Origin of the sequence: Desulfuromonas sp. TF, assembly GCF_000472285.1 — a bacterium.
GTDB lineage: Bacteria > Desulfobacterota > Desulfuromonadia > Desulfuromonadales > ATBO01 > ATBO01.
Genome location: NZ_KI421426.1, coordinates 43,036 through 56,749, shown reverse-complemented (window position 1 = coordinate 56,749; position 13,714 = coordinate 43,036). Strand labels below are relative to the sequence as shown.

The window sequence follows — 13,714 nt, the reverse complement described above, 5'->3', positions numbered from 1 at the left end:
GGAAAACCTGCATTCCGGAGGAACCGCCTGCCGCTGAATTGTGCAGCGTTGTCGATCTTTTTCGGGAAGGAACTGAAAGCGCACGCGTCTATTCGGCACCGCTTTTCACACCTGGCACAGAGGCTGATATGGCACTGTCTGCTTTCCCCCGCAGAGTTTCTCTTCATGGATCAGTTTCACAGTTCGCCATTCCGGAAAACCTGCATTCCGGAGGAACCGCCTGCCGCTGAATTGTGCAGCGTTGTCGATCTTTTTCGGGAAGGAACTGAAACGAAGCTGTTCAGGAACATGCCTCCAGACATGCTGTTGGCAGTTGCCTGCGGACCGGTGATTCAGGCGATGCGCCTCAATGCGGCAGAAAGGATATTGAACGACGACCGGATCGCCAGAATTGTCGAAAGCTGCTGGGGCGCTGTGTTCCGGCACGAATCATAGGAGCACTCCTGTCACAGAGAACCTCAAAATTTGCCATGACGTGTCTCCGCGGTGATGGAAGTCCACAGGGGGGCAGGTCTTCAGATCTTCCCCTGTTCAGGACCTGACTTCACCGCTTCCCGCTCCTCCAGTTCCTCCTTGCAGGAAACACAATAGTGGGTATCAGGCTGCACTTCCAGCCGCTTCATGTTGATCTCTTCCTCGCAGCGGGTGCAGATGCCGTAGCTGCCGTCCTCGATGCGCCGGATCGCTTCGTCGATTTCCAGAATCTGCTCCCGTTTGCTGTCGCTCAGCACATGGAGGAAATCCCGCAGATCGTCGGTCATGCTGGCGTCTCCGGGATCGGGAACGCCGGTGTCCCGTAGGTCGGAGGCTTCGGCATGCTTGTGCTTAACCTCGATCCAGAGTTGTTCCCGTAAGTTCAGCAGTCTTTTTCGGAACTCCTCCATTTCTTTTTTATTCATCGATCTGCCCTTCCCCTTCTCCGAGGCATCGGCTGATGTCCCACGGTTTTTCCTGTCTCGTGCGGCATAACCGCCTGGTCGTACCTGCTCGTCTTCTCACTTTTTCCCCAGCATCCCACCGATGGCGCGGTCGATGAAGAACAGCCCGGCCCCTTCTTCACCGATGATGGAGATTTTGTCGAGAATCAGCTTGAAGATATGCTCCTCCTCGTGCTGCTCGGCCACGTACCACTGCAGGAAATTGAAGGTGGAATAATCTTCCTCCTTCAGGGAGGCGGAAACCAGTCCGTTGATCTCCTTGGTGATAGAGCATTCATGATCATATACCTTCTGGAAAAGATCGCTCACGGAGCTGAATTCGGTGGGCGGCGCCTTGATGTTTCCAACGACCGCCATCGAACCCGTTTCGTTCACATAGGTGAAGAGGCGTTCCATGTGATCGGCCTCCTCCTTTGCATGGGCGCGGAGAAACGCCGCGCAGCCCTCCAGGCCTTTGGCCTCGCACCAGGAACTCATCTGCAGGTAGAGGTTGGAGGAGTAGAATTCGAGATTGACGTGATCGTTGAGCTTCTTCACCAGATTCTTGCTGAGCATGGAAATCTCCTTTTTCCTCGGAATTCCGGACCATTTCGCAGCGGTAAATATCGGAAAGCTTCAGTGCAGCCGTTTCTTCTTCCCGGAAACCTCTACGAAGATATCCTCCATTTCATCTCCCCGGGACGCCGCCTCGTCTTCGGCCTGCAGCATGGCGTCCAGGATCGTCTCTTCCGGATATCGTTCAGCCGCATGTCCGACGCTCACGGCTTCCGTTGATCTTTCCACGGCCTCAAGGCGGCGCAGGATATCAAGGATCGCGGCGAGGCCGTAACCAAGTCCGCCGCCCAGCACCGCCCCGGGAAGACCGAAGGCCTTTCTGCCGACGATGGCGCCGCCGAAAACCCACAGCGATTTCATCTCTCCTCCCCGGAACTGTACTGAAGTTCGGCCCCTGGGGCTTCCCTTATTCCCAACTATGATAACTCCCGCCGCGTTGCTGTCAACATGACGCCTTTCCCCTTGACATCTGATTTAAACGTTTGTTTTAATCGACTGTATGTTTTCCAGCCCGGGAACCGTCACTGAAACACAGACAAGCCGAAACGCAGACAAGGTATATTGCCCATGACTCTACCCGACACCAAACAGCGCCTCCTCGATGCCGCTGAAAGGCTCTTTGCCGACGAGGGGTTTCACAATACCTCCCTGCGCGCCATCACCGGCCGGGCCAATGTCAACCTGGCGGCGGTCAACTATCATTTCGGTTCCAAGGAAGCCCTTCTCGATGCCGTGATCGAGCGCCGGCTCAGTCCTCTCAACGCCGTGCGCCGGGAGAACCTGGAGGCCGTGCGAGGAAAAGCGCGCGACGCCGGCAGGCGGCCGAAAACGGAGGAAACCCTCCGGGCCTTTGTCGAACCGACTCTGCGCTTCCGGGAAAGCGGCCCGGGAGCCGAAGCCTTCATCACCCTGCTCGGCCGGATCCTGGCCGAACCGGACGCTTCACTTCGCGAGCTGTTCATCCGCCGGATCAAGCCCCTCTTCCTGCTCCTGTTTCAGATTCTTCGGGAATCCCTGCCGCAATTGGATGAAAGGACTCTGTTCTGGCGGCTGCAGTTCATTCTCGGGGCCATGGGACACACGATGTGCTGGGCCGGCCGGTTCGGCGAACTGCCCGAAGAACTGCCGGCGCCGGGCGTGACTACCGAAACTCTGGTTCGTATGCTGCTCGATTTCTTAACCGCCGGATTGGAGGCCCCATGCGCCACCGCCAACGAATGATTCTTTGCGCCTTCGGCCTTGTCGCCCTGGCAGGCTGTTCCTTCCACCGGCCGCAGGAAGTCGCTCTGCCGGTGGAACTGCCGGAGGCCTACCTGGAACAGGGCGGAGTCTCTTCGAGAGCTCCCCTCCCCTCCTGGTGGGAGAGCTTCGACGACGTCCGGCTGAATGCCCTGATGACGGAGCTCTTTTCCGCCAACCTGGAGCTGGAGCAGGCTTTCGCCCGTCTCGACCAGGCCCGTTCCGCCGTGCGCAGCGTACGCAGTGCCCGGCGTCCTTTCGCCAACATTGAAGGCGAGGGGGGCCGTTCCAGGCAGCCGAGCTTTGCGGGGGACTTTACCGGGGACAATCAGAGACTGGCGGCGGCGGCCGGTTTCGAAGTCGACCTCTGGGGCAAGCTGGCCGCCCGCACCAGGGCCGCCGAAAAGGATGCCCAGGCCCGGCTTGAAGAGCTGCAGATCATTTATCTGGGGCTTTCAGCCCAGCTCGCCGACCTTTATTACCTGGCCGTGGAGCAGCGGTCTCAGATCGACCTGGCCGACCAGGCCACCGCCTCCTTCGCCGACACCCTGAAGAGGGTCGAGGACCGCTACCGAGCCGGGCTGGCGCCCCCTCTGGACGTCTATCAGGCGCGGCAGAGCCTGGCCGGCGCCCAGGCCAGCCGCCATGTTTTCGAGGCCAATCTCGCCGCCGCCGAGCACGCCATCGCCGTGCTCCTCGGCCGCTATCCCGACCGGGAAACGGCGGGCGACCTGGCTGCGCTCCCCTCCATTCCCGAAGCTTTTCCCGTCGGCCTGCCGGCGGAACTGGTCGGACGGAGACCTGACCTGAAAGCGGCTCTGCGGCGCATCGAGGCGGCTGACGCCCGGGTGGCCGCAGCCATCGCGGAGCGCTTCCCCACCATCAACCTTTTGGGAAGCTACGGAAGCAGCCGTCAGGAATTTTCCACGGGCCTTATCGAGGGTGATTTCTGGAGCCTGCTCGGCCGGCTCATTCTGCCGGTCGTCGACGGCGGCCGGAGGAGGGCCGAGGTAGACCGCAGCCGGGCCGTGGTGCGCGAGGCGGTGGGACGGTATCAGCAGGACGTGCTGGAGGCTTTTCGAGAGGTGGAGGACGCCCTGTCCGACAACCGGGCGGATGAACAGCGCATCGTCCGGCTGGAGGAAAACGGGGCGGCGGCCGAAGCGGCCCTTCGGCTCTCCCTCGACAACTATCTCGACGGGCTCAGCGATTATCTGCCTGTCCTGACCGCCCAGCGCTCCGATTTCGAGGTCCGGAGCCGCCTTCTCACCGCCCGCCGCCAGCTCATCTCCGACCGCATCACCCTGGCGCGCGTGCTGGGAGGCGACTGGATGATCGAGCCGATCGAAGACCGGCTGACCTCCAACACCAAAGGATCCGATTCATGAGTGCAAACAAGCGCTGGCTCAAGATTCTTCTTCCTGTTCTCATCGTGGCACTCGGCGCGGTCGGGATGTACCTGATGGCTGGCTCCCGCACCGCACCGTCGAAGACGTCCAGGGAGAACCCCGGAATGCTCGTCGAGGTCATGAAGATGCAGCGCCGGGACCATCCTGTTCAGATCCGCGCCACGGGCACCGTGCAGCCGAGACGGCAGGCGGAGATCACGCCGCAGGTGAGCGGCCGGGTGGTGGAGATGGCGCCGAACCTGGTCGCCGGCGGCTTCTTCCAAAAAGGCGACCTTCTTTTCGCCATCGAACCTCTCGACTACCGGCTGGGAGTCGACCGGGCCAGATCCGCGCTTGCCAAGGCCGAGGTGGAGCTGGCCACCATCGAGAGCCGCGCCCGCATCGCCCGCAGCGAATGGAATCGGCTCAATCTGGAAGACGGCGGCAAGCCCAATCCCCTGGTTCTGTTCGAGCCCCAGCTCAAGGAGGCCCGGGCCGCGGTCGCCTCGGCGGAGGCCTCCCTCACCCAGGCCGAGCTCGATCTGGCGCGGACTCGGGTCGAGGCGCCCTTCAACTGCCGGATTCGCAGCGAGCAGCTCGATCTCGGGCAGTATCTGCGTGCCGGAACAAGCGTGGCCGTCGTCGCCGGAACCGATGCCGCCGAAGTGATCGTCCCCCTGCCGCTGGAGGAGATGCGCTGGGTGCGGATTCCCGGCCCTCGCGGCGGCGAAGGCTCTTCCGCCACCATCCGTTTTAACAGCGGAGGGGAGACCTTCGAATGGTCCGGACGGATCGTCCGATCCCTTGGCGAGGTCGATGCGCGCGGGCGCATGGTCCGCGTCGTGGTGGAGGTCGGCGATCCTTACGGGATGAAAGGTCCCGCCAGGAAGCGCCCAGAGCTGGCCATCGGCATGTTCGTCGAGGCCGTTCTGCACGGAGAGACCCTGCCGGCGGTGTTCGCCCTGCCCCGCAAGGCCCTGCGGGACGGCGATACCGTCTGGGTGGCGGATGCGGACAACCTCCTTCGCATCCTGCCGGTAGATGTGGTGCGCCAGGAAAAGGATGAAGTGCTGGTGGCGGGGGGTCTGCCGGAGGATGCCCAGCTGGTACTGACGTATGTTACCGGAGCGGCCGAAGGAATGAAGCTGCGGCCGCTGGGCGAAGGAGAGACCCGATGAAAGGCGCCGTCCAATGGATGACGCGCAATCACGTTGCGGCCAACCTCCTGATGCTCGTCCTCGTTCTCGGCGGTCTGCTGAACGGCCCCTCCATCAAGCAGGAGGTCTTCCCCGAGGTCACCCTCGACCGCATCCAGGTCCAGGTGGCCTACCCGGGAGCCGGTCCCGAAGAGGTGGAGGAAGGGATCCTGCTCAAGGTGGAGGAGAACCTCACCGGCGTCGACGGGATCAAGGAGATCAAGTCCCTCGCCGCCGAAGGGATGGGCATCGTCACGGCAGAGATCTACGCCGGCGAAGACGCCGACCGGGTCCTGCAGGACATCAAGAGCGAGGTCGACCGGATCATCACCTTCCCCGAGGATGCCGAGAAGCCCGTCATCAGCAAGCTCCTGAACCGACAGGAAGTCATCTCCGTCGTCGTCTACGGCGAGGTGTCCGAACGCAGCCTGCGCGAGCAGGCGGAAGCGATCCGGGACGAACTGCTGGAGCTTCCCGACATCACCCAGGTCGACCTCGGCGGGGTGCGCCCCTACGAAATCTCCATCGAGATCCGCGAAGAGAACCTGCGCCGGTACAACCTGACTCTCGAGCAGGTCGCCCAGCGGATCCGGCGCGCCTCTCTCGACCTTCCGGGAGGTACGATCAAGACCGAGGGAGGTCAGATCCTGCTGCGCACCATGGAACGCCGCTACTGGGGTCCCGGGTACGCCGACATTGTCGTTCTCACGGCGGAGGACGGCACCCAGGTCCGCCTCGGGGATATAGCCGAGGTCCGCGACGATTTCCGCGATACCGACGAGTTCGCCCGCTTCGACGGACAGCCGGCGGCCATGGTCAAGGTTTTCCGTATCGGCGAGCAGAAGCCGATCGAGATCTCCGAAACGGTTAACAGGTTCGTGGCAGAGAAACGCGCAGGCCTCCCCCCCTCCCTGCACCTGTCCACCTGGAACGACTCCTCCGAGATCTTCGCCAGCCGCATGAACCTGCTCAAGAAGAACGCCCTTCTCGGCCTCACCCTGGTGGTCATTATTCTCGGCCTGTTCCTGGAGATCCGCCTCGCCCTCTGGGTCATGCTCGGGATACCGATCTCCTTCTTCGGCACCCTGCTGCTGATGCCCGCCCTGGGCGTGTCGATCAACATGATCTCCCTGTTCGCCTTCATCCTTTCTCTGGGGATCCTGGTCGACGACGCCATCGTGGTGGGAGAAAACATCTACGAACAGCGGCAGAAGGGCAAACCCTACCTGCGCGCAGCCATCGACGGCGCCCTGGAAGTGGCGATTCCGGTGACCTTCTCCATCCTGACCACGGTGGCCGCCTTCCTTCCCCTGGTGTTCGTCACGGGGATGATGGGGAAGTTCATCAAGGTCATCCCGCTGATCGTCATCACCCTGCTGCTGGTTTCCCTCGTCGAATCGCTCTTCGTCCTTCCCGCCCACCTGGCCATCGGCCGCCCCATGCAGGCCCCGGGCGGACTGATCGGGGCCATCGACCGCAACCGGCGACGCTTCGGCGCCGGGCTCGACCGTTTCGTCGCCGGTCCCTACCGCCGGGCTCTCGATCTCAATCTGCGCTGGCGCTACGCCAGCCTCGCCTGCGGCGTCGCCATGCTCCTGCTTGCCGTCGGCCTGGTGCGGGGGGGAATCATCAAATTTCACTTCATGCCCGAGGTGGACGGCGACGTCATCATCACCTCGCTGCAGATGCCCCGCGGCACTCCGGCGGAAGAGACCGGACGGGTCCAGCAGTACATCGTCGACGAGGCGATGGCGACGGTGGCCGAGTTCGACCGGGCACGCCCGGAAGAGGAATCGGTGCTGCGCAACGTCTATGCGGTGACCGGGGCTACTCTCATGGGCGGCGGTCCCATGGGGTGGGCACCTGAATCCGGCTCGCACCTTGCCGATATTGCCCTTTTCCTCACCGAGGCCGAGGAGCGCGGCATCCCCACCGCCGAGATTTCCCGGCGCTGGCGGGAGAATGTGGGGGAGCTGCCCGGCATCGAGTCCCTGACTTTTACGGCGAACCTGATGCGGATGGGGGCCAACATCGACATTCAGCTGGCCCACGAGGACTTCGGGGTCCTCGACCGCGCCTCGGAACAGATCCGAGCAGCACTGGCGGAATACCCTGGAGTCGGCGACATTCAGGACACCTATGCCCGGGGGAAGCGGGAGATCAAACTGCGCCTGACCCCGGAAGCGCGTACCCTGGGGATCACCGAAGAGGAACTCGGCCGCCAGGTGCGCTCGGCCTTCTATGGAGCCGAAGCCCTTCGCCTGCAGCGCGGGCGAAACGAAGTCAAGGTCATGGTCCGCTATCCTGAAGATGACCGGCGTCATCTCCACGATTTCGAGACGATGCGCATCCGCACCCCCGACGGCGGCGAGATCCCCCTGCAGCGCGCGGCGTTTATCGAGGAGGGGTTCGGCTTCTCGGAGATCAACCGCACCGACCGCAAGAGGGTCATCAACGTCACCGCCAGCGTCGACAGCAAGCAGGCCAATGCCGGAGAGATCCTGACCGAGCTCCGGGGCGGACTGCTGGTGGAGCTGGCCCACGATTTTCCGGGCCTCGCCTTCAACCTCGAAGGGGAGGAGAAGGAGCGCCGCGAATCGATGGCCAGCATGCTGAAAGGTTTTCAGCTCGCGCTGGTCGCCATCTTCGCCCTGCTGGCGATCGCTTTCCGCAGCTACAGCCAGCCGGTGCTGATCATGGCCGCCATCCCCTTCGGCATCATCGGGGCGATTCTCGGACACATGATCATGGGCTTCAGCCTGAGCCTGCTCAGCCTCTTCGGCATCGTTGCCCTGGCCGGAGTCGTGGTCAACGACTCGCTGCTGCTCATCACTCGCACAAACGAGGAGCGCCGTGACGGTAAAGATTCCCACCTGGCCCTCCTCGACGCCGCCACGCGCCGCTTCCGGCCGATCCTGCTCACCTCGCTGACCACCTTCTTCGGCCTGATGCCGATGATTCTCGAAACCAGCGTTCAAGCCCAGTTTCTCATCCCCATGGCCATCAGCCTCGCCTTCGGAATCCTCTTCGCCACAGGCATCACACTACTGCTGATCCCGGCCTTCTATCTGATCCTCGAAGATATTCGCGCGCTGTTCGGCCTGCGAGGCGGGCACGCCGACCATACCCCGGAGGCGGAAAAAGGCTGATTCCATTTGCTTGGAAATAGCGGTTCCCAGAAAACTGTTTCCATCGGCGACAAGTTTTTGTATTGTGAAGATCAGGAGACTTATTTAACTCTAACTGAGAAGGCCGTTCTGTGAATATAGATACGATCAAGGAAGGCCATCGACCTGAAGCCGCCCGATAGACCTCCCGGAAGTGAGGCGCAGTTTTTTTGTTCAGACCGGGATTCGCCCGTCTCCCCCTTTTGTTGTTATAGTTTTTACGAGAATTTGTTGCGTGAAAGTGAATTCTTACAGGAACACACAAGGATTCGGCAATGCCCGATGCAGAAAAAAACGGCCAGCCGCTGAGTCGGGGAGAGCTCATCACCGCCCTTATGCACTACTACCGGGCGGAAGCCCAGCGCAGCCTGAGCTGGCGGGAGCGACTTGACCGCACCACGAACTGGGCGGTCGGCGCCACGGCCGCTTTTCTCGGCTTCGGCTTCAGCCATCCCGAATTCACTCACACGTTCTTTATTTTCGGCCTGGCGATTATTTACATTCTGCTCTTCGTCGAGTCGCGCCGGTACCGATTTTACGATGCCTATGAATATCGCGTGCGGCTGCTGCACCAGAATCTCATCTACCGCATCGTTTCCGAGGGAAGAATGGATTTCGAAAGCGATATCTTCTGGAGGGCGGAGCTGGCTTCGGATCTGCGTTATCCCCAGTACAAAATGGGTCTCAGCGACGCTATCGGCCGTCGCCTCTATGCCAATTACATCTACCTGTTCGCAATCCTGCTCGCCGGCTGGCTGCTGAAAATCAAGGTCCATCCGGAGGCGGCGACCTCCTGGCGCCAGTACCTGGATCAGGCCGCCATCGGGACGTTCCCCGGCGCCCTTACCCTGGCTTTTATTTTTCTGTTCGCAGCTCACCTCGTCTTTCTGGTCCGCATCGGCCGCCGCCGCCGGGGCGGACGGGACTTCCTGTATGCGAAAAAATAAAGTTTCCTGAACACTCCCTCTTTTCAGCAGGCAATACGGAATATGAAAGAATTCTTTAAGGACACCCTGGCCAACGGTCTGAGGGTGATGACGGTCGAAATGCCGCACCTGCACAGCGCCGAGATGGTCTGCTATGTCGGTACCGGCAGCCGCAACGAGGAAGCCGAGACGGCCGGCATCAGCCATTTCCTCGAGCACATGGTCTTCCGGGGGACGGTGGACCACCCCTCCAGTCTCCTCCTGGAGCGCGCCTTTGAAGCGATCGGCGGAGCGGTCAACGCCTCCACGGATCTCGAAACCACCTGCTTCCATTCCCGCCTTCATCCCGCACATCTCCGGGAGGGCGCCGCCCTTTTCGCCTCCATGCTGTGCCGCCCCCTCCTGGGGGATCTGGAAACGGAGCGAAAAATCATCCTCGAGGAGGCGCTGGAGGACATCAACGAGAAGGGGGAGGAAATCAACCCCGACAATCTGACCGCACGGCTCCTCTGGCCGGGAACCTCTCTCGCTCTTCCCACCGTGGGCACCCGCGAATCGATCCACAATATCGGACTCGAGCACCTGCGCCGGCATCATGAGGCCTTTTACCGCCCCGACAATACCGTCATCGCCGTCGCCGGACCGGTGTCCCGGGAAGAGCTGCTGGCGGCGGTCGAAGCCGAGTTCGGCGGATGGCGGGAAAAAGGTCCGAGGACGCCCCCTTCCCGCCTGCCTGCGTTTGACGATCAGGAGCCGGAGTCGGTGTGGGTGGGCGACTCCGGCTCCCAGGTTTCCCTGCAGATGGCCTTTCGGGTCCCTCCTCGGCACAGCCCGCATGCCGTCCCGCTGCGGGTGCTGCGAAGAGTTCTCTCCTGGGGGGCCTCGTCACGACTGATGCTGAACCTGAGGGAGCGGCTGGGACTGACCTACCATGTGGAGGCCGGCCTCACCCTGTACGATGACTGCGGCTGCCTCACCGTCGACATCTCCCTCAACCCTGTTAATCTGGTCACGGCGGTTCGGGAGCTTCTGGTCATTTTTCAGGATTTATGCGACGAGGCGGTGGGTGAGGAGGAACTAGGTCGGGCGGTCCAGAGCTATCTCTACGATCTCGACTTCAGCCGGGACCATCCGGACGAGATGTCGGTGCGCTACGGATGGGGTGAGCTGGTGGACTATTTGAGAACGCTGCAGGATGACCGACGGGACATCGCGGCAGTCACCCCGCAGGCCCTTTTCGCCACCTCCAGGGAATTCTTCACGGCGAAGGCTCTCAAGGTCGCGGTGGTCGGCCCCTGGCGGAAAAAAGACCGGGCGGAGGTGGAAAAACTGCTGACGGGATTCAGGAAGGGATAAGGCTGGGCTACCTCCTGATGGCCAGGGCCACCCCCGTCACCGAGATGCCCATCCCCAACAGGGCGGCTATGCCGAGCCGTTCCCCGAACATAAAGAAGGCGAGCAGGGTCGTGACCGGCGGGACCAGATAAAACAGGCTGGCTACCCTCGATGCCTCGCCCCTGCGGATCAGGACGTTGAGCAGGCTGATCGCGCCCAGCGACAGAACCAGGACGAGCCAGGCCATGGCGAAGATGAACCGGCCGCTCCACTGAACCTGCATGGTTTCGAACAGGGGGGCGCAGAGCGCCAGGACCAGGGTCGAGGCGCCAAACTGGATGACGGCCCCGCTGCGCAGGTCCATGGCGCAGCAGAACCGCTTCTGGTACAGAGTGCCGGCCGTCATGCCGAACAGGGCGATCAGCGACATCACAACCCCCACCTTATTGCCGCCGGCGAACGAAATCTTGTCGCCCAGCACCAGAAACATGCCTGCCAGGCCAAGGACAAAACCGACCCATTGCCGGCCGTAGACTTTCTCCCCCAGGACCCGGCTGGCCACGACCGCGGTGAACAGCGGCTGAAGGCCGACGATCAGCGAGACGATTCCCGCCGGCAGCCCCTCATAAATGGCGCAGAATACGCCGCCGATATAGAGGACATTGACCATCAGGCCCGAGACGGCGATGTGAACCCACTGCATGGGAGAGACAGGCCAGGGGGCTCTGAGCACCAGGGTCAAAGCCAGGAACAGCAGGGTGACTGAACCGTATCGCCACAGCAGAAACGTCAGCGGTTCGGCATAGGGGAGGCCGAACTTTGCGCCGATGAACCCCGTGCTCCAAAGCAGAACAAACAAGCCCGGAACCCCGACCTGCTGGTATCGATTCGATTCCCACGTTGAAGTTGCTGCAGATGCTTGTAGTGTCACGTCATCGCTCCCTTTTCCCCTGCCCCCTCTGCACCACTGCGGCAGGGCCCATTCAATAAGGCAACGCTACTACAAATCCCGGCAAAATAAAACAGCTTTATAAAAAGATCGCGTTCTGTCAAAAATGGATTCCGCCTGCGGAAAGGTCGTACCTTGGCGAAGAAAGAAGCGGAGGGGGAATGCGGGCAGGGTTCAAGCGAGGGCAGGATTTTTTACATTGTCCCTCGCAGGCGGGACTCATGCGTCATAGCTGATGATCGCCACGTCGGCGGCCCTGTCCCGGATGGGGATCAACTTCTGGTACTCCTCGGAGTCGTACCAGCTCTGCAGGGACTCCTGATCGGAGAATTCGATGACCACGGCCAGATCATAGGGATGCTCACCGGCCAGCACGGAGGCGCGCTTTCCCCGAAAGAGGGTCCGCCCATTGAAGGGGAGGAGCGACTCGCGCACCCCCTTCACGTAGACGCCCCACTGGACCGGGTCCTTGACGGTGATATGGCCGATGAGATATGCAGGCATTTCTCCTCCCTTGATATTGATTCGTTCCTTCTCACCCCACCATGTTCTCGACTGCTCGATATGAAACACAAGCAAAAGGGTCAAATCTTTATTGTTTGACAGCTGTCATCCAGTCTGTAAATCACCTCTTCCAGCTTTTGATCCTGGACAATACGTTCCCGCAACCGCTTCCGCTCTTGGCTCACCGCACTGTAATCGATGCCAAACAGCGCGCCTATCTCGTCCTTTGAGCCCCCCATGCCGATAGAGCAGATCCGTCGCCAGCCGTCGAAGGTCCCCTTTTTCGCTTTTCAATGTTTCAAGATCTTTTCCCGTTTCCTCCTTGATCAGCTTGAGTATCGCTCGCGAGTCTTGCTTTGACCCCTGTTGCTGTAATTCGGCGCGCTTGGAGCCAATCACTAAAAGCAGTATCATCAGTCATCCATGAACTCGTGTAATGATCGAAATTTGCGTTCTCCCAAACGTTCCAACCTTGAAGGAGTCAAATCCCGTTCCATCCAGTACAAAGCGGAATAGCCCGACCTTACACTAAGTTCTTTAAGTTCTTGTTTTGATTTATACATTGTGTAAATTGAATGCATGCACAGACCAGTCGCCAAAACAATCTGTTGCCTAATAGAGTCCAATCCTAACATTTGAGAAATTAAAAAAGGGACAGGCAAACCCAAGGACTGAACACCAAACCATCCTGATACAGATAAAATATCTGCACTTTTTCTAAATTCGTCCGCGGATCTTCTCACATCTTCAATAGCTAACTTAACTTTTTCGAGCTTGATATCTAAATTTTCATAGTTTTTCAACTCATTACTCAGGCTATTAATTGTGGACCTAAAGCTCTTTATTTCATCTCTTCTTCTTTCCCTAAATTTGATTATTTTGTTAGGCTCCAATTCAGAAATATTAAGTGGGACAATGTTATCAATCATCAAAGATGCAAGAACTATGGCAGAAGAATCTTCGTCCTCTTGGTGAAATATCTCCCATGGGTCGTGGGTAAACGCTCCATCGCTTTCATAATAATTGATAGCTGTCCATGCATCCATATCATCGGTTGCAAGTCCCAAATTGTTTTTCTTTGCTATCTCATTTGACAAGTAAAGCATATAAGTTGAGGCTAAATTTTTTGGAACGTGGATCCAGGTATCGTCCTCTGAACACCCTAAATCCCGGAATAAACTTCTTATACGGTCATCGGCTTTTGAGTAGTGAATTCTTTCGAGTTCTTCAACGTCAGTCATTGCATCTTGAAGGACCGATGCGTCCCAATTTTCCAATTTACATAGAAATTTATCACCAGCCTCAGTAGAATAATCAGTCGGATCAATTGAAATTCCGATATCACCACTATCTAAGAGTTCCATTATTTCTGGATGATCAACGGGAAAAAAGTGAGGTGGGACAATTCTAAATATTTTGTCGTAAAATAAAGCAAGATATTTCAGCCTTGAAGGGCTATTAAATTCTATATAAGGATAATACAAGGCAAATTCTTTCACAAGAAACCTCCTAATTTT

The 13,714-nt window shown here is 59.4% G+C and carries 12 protein-coding genes and 1 pseudogene; 7 read left to right on the top strand and 6 right to left on the bottom strand.

What is annotated here, in order from left to right:
• Positions 1-435, top strand: a pseudogene (locus DTF_RS26305) (hypothetical protein); the annotation flags it as partial.
• A gap of 80 nt (positions 436-515) precedes the next feature.
• On the opposite strand, the gene DTF_RS0118350 reads toward DTF_RS26305, so the two are convergent.
• From DTF_RS0118350 to DTF_RS0118340, 3 genes are all read right to left on the bottom strand, one after another.
• The gene (locus tag DTF_RS0118350; RefSeq protein WP_027716509.1) at positions 516-899 is read right to left on the bottom strand and encodes a TraR/DksA C4-type zinc finger protein; all 384 of its coding nucleotides are present in this window, start codon (positions 897-899) and stop codon (positions 516-518) included.
• 96 nt (positions 900-995) lie between these two features.
• The gene (gene ftnA / locus DTF_RS0118345) at positions 996-1,493 is read right to left on the bottom strand and encodes a non-heme ferritin (RefSeq protein ID WP_027716508.1); all 498 of its coding nucleotides are present in this window, start codon (positions 1,491-1,493) and stop codon (positions 996-998) included.
• 60 nt (positions 1,494-1,553) lie between these two features.
• Positions 1,554-1,853 carry a hypothetical protein gene (locus DTF_RS0118340; RefSeq protein WP_027716507.1) on the bottom strand — a complete coding sequence of 100 codons (300 nt, stop codon included), beginning with the start codon at positions 1,851-1,853 and terminating at the stop codon, positions 1,554-1,556.
• A gap of 207 nt (positions 1,854-2,060) precedes the next feature.
• Between DTF_RS0118340 and DTF_RS24430 the strand changes: the two genes are divergently transcribed.
• The 6 genes from DTF_RS24430 (at position 2,061) to DTF_RS0118310 (ending at position 10,765) form a co-directional block, all read left to right on the top strand.
• Positions 2,061-2,714 (top strand): TetR/AcrR family transcriptional regulator, encoded by a 654-nt coding sequence (locus tag DTF_RS24430; protein WP_051361456.1) that lies wholly within the window; start codon positions 2,061-2,063, stop codon positions 2,712-2,714.
• Positions 2,693-4,120 carry an efflux transporter outer membrane subunit gene (locus DTF_RS0118330; RefSeq protein WP_081703079.1) on the top strand — a complete coding sequence of 476 codons (1,428 nt, stop codon included), beginning with the start codon at positions 2,693-2,695 and terminating at the stop codon, positions 4,118-4,120. Before DTF_RS24430 ends, DTF_RS0118330 begins: the two co-directional genes overlap by 22 nt.
• Positions 4,117-5,298, top strand: a complete 1,182-nt coding sequence (locus DTF_RS0118325) for an efflux RND transporter periplasmic adaptor subunit (protein WP_027716505.1) — start codon at positions 4,117-4,119, stop codon at positions 5,296-5,298. The genes DTF_RS0118330 and DTF_RS0118325 overlap by 4 nt, the downstream gene beginning before the upstream one ends.
• Positions 5,295-8,465 carry an efflux RND transporter permease subunit gene (locus DTF_RS0118320; RefSeq protein ID WP_027716504.1) on the top strand — a complete coding sequence of 1,057 codons (3,171 nt, stop codon included), beginning with the start codon at positions 5,295-5,297 and terminating at the stop codon, positions 8,463-8,465. The genes DTF_RS0118325 and DTF_RS0118320 overlap by 4 nt, the downstream gene beginning before the upstream one ends.
• A 293-nt stretch (positions 8,466-8,758) precedes the next feature.
• Positions 8,759-9,430 carry a DUF2270 domain-containing protein gene (locus tag DTF_RS0118315; protein ID WP_027716503.1) on the top strand — a complete coding sequence of 224 codons (672 nt, stop codon included), beginning with the start codon at positions 8,759-8,761 and terminating at the stop codon, positions 9,428-9,430.
• Between the two features lie 42 nt (positions 9,431-9,472).
• Entirely contained in the window at positions 9,473-10,765 is a 1,293-nt protein-coding gene (locus DTF_RS0118310) for a pitrilysin family protein (RefSeq protein ID WP_027716502.1), read from the top strand.
• A gap of 7 nt (positions 10,766-10,772) precedes the next feature.
• Here DTF_RS0118310 and DTF_RS0118305 read toward each other — a convergent pair whose 3' ends face one another.
• The 3 genes from DTF_RS0118305 to DTF_RS0118290 all read right to left on the bottom strand — a co-directional run bounded on the left by DTF_RS0118305 (position 10,773) and on the right by DTF_RS0118290 (position 13,696).
• A complete protein-coding gene (locus DTF_RS0118305) occupies positions 10,773-11,603 on the bottom strand; it encodes a DMT family transporter (protein WP_051361455.1) in 831 nt (276 codons plus the stop codon).
• A 309-nt stretch (positions 11,604-11,912) separates the two neighbouring features.
• Positions 11,913-12,197 (bottom strand): DUF1330 domain-containing protein, encoded by a 285-nt coding sequence (locus DTF_RS0118300; RefSeq protein WP_027716500.1) that lies wholly within the window; start codon positions 12,195-12,197, stop codon positions 11,913-11,915.
• A 413-nt stretch (positions 12,198-12,610) separates the two neighbouring features.
• Positions 12,611-13,696, bottom strand: a complete 1,086-nt coding sequence (locus DTF_RS0118290) for a DUF6236 family protein (protein ID WP_027716499.1) — start codon at positions 13,694-13,696, stop codon at positions 12,611-12,613.
• Positions 13,697-13,714: the final 18 nt, after the last annotated feature.

Excerpts from the sequence above, each read along its gene's own strand:
- DTF_RS0118350 (WP_027716509.1), bottom strand. The coding sequence starts at position 899 with ATGAATAAAAAAGAAATGGAGGAGTTCCGAAAAAGACTGCTGAACTTA.
- ftnA (WP_027716508.1), bottom strand. The coding sequence starts at position 1,493 with ATGCTCAGCAAGAATCTGGTGAAGAAGCTCAACGATCACGTCAATCTC.
- DTF_RS0118340 (WP_027716507.1), bottom strand. The coding sequence starts at position 1,853 with ATGAAATCGCTGTGGGTTTTCGGCGGCGCCATCGTCGGCAGAAAGGCC.
- DTF_RS24430 (WP_051361456.1), top strand. The coding sequence starts at position 2,061 with ATGACTCTACCCGACACCAAACAGCGCCTCCTCGATGCCGCTGAAAGG.
- DTF_RS0118330 (WP_081703079.1), top strand. The coding sequence starts at position 2,693 with ATGCGCCACCGCCAACGAATGATTCTTTGCGCCTTCGGCCTTGTCGCC.
- DTF_RS0118325 (WP_027716505.1), top strand. The coding sequence starts at position 4,117 with ATGAGTGCAAACAAGCGCTGGCTCAAGATTCTTCTTCCTGTTCTCATC.
- DTF_RS0118320 (WP_027716504.1), top strand. The coding sequence starts at position 5,295 with ATGAAAGGCGCCGTCCAATGGATGACGCGCAATCACGTTGCGGCCAAC.
- DTF_RS0118315 (WP_027716503.1), top strand. The coding sequence starts at position 8,759 with ATGCCCGATGCAGAAAAAAACGGCCAGCCGCTGAGTCGGGGAGAGCTC.
- DTF_RS0118310 (WP_027716502.1), top strand. The coding sequence starts at position 9,473 with ATGAAAGAATTCTTTAAGGACACCCTGGCCAACGGTCTGAGGGTGATG.
- DTF_RS0118300 (WP_027716500.1), bottom strand. The coding sequence starts at position 12,197 with ATGCCTGCATATCTCATCGGCCATATCACCGTCAAGGACCCGGTCCAG.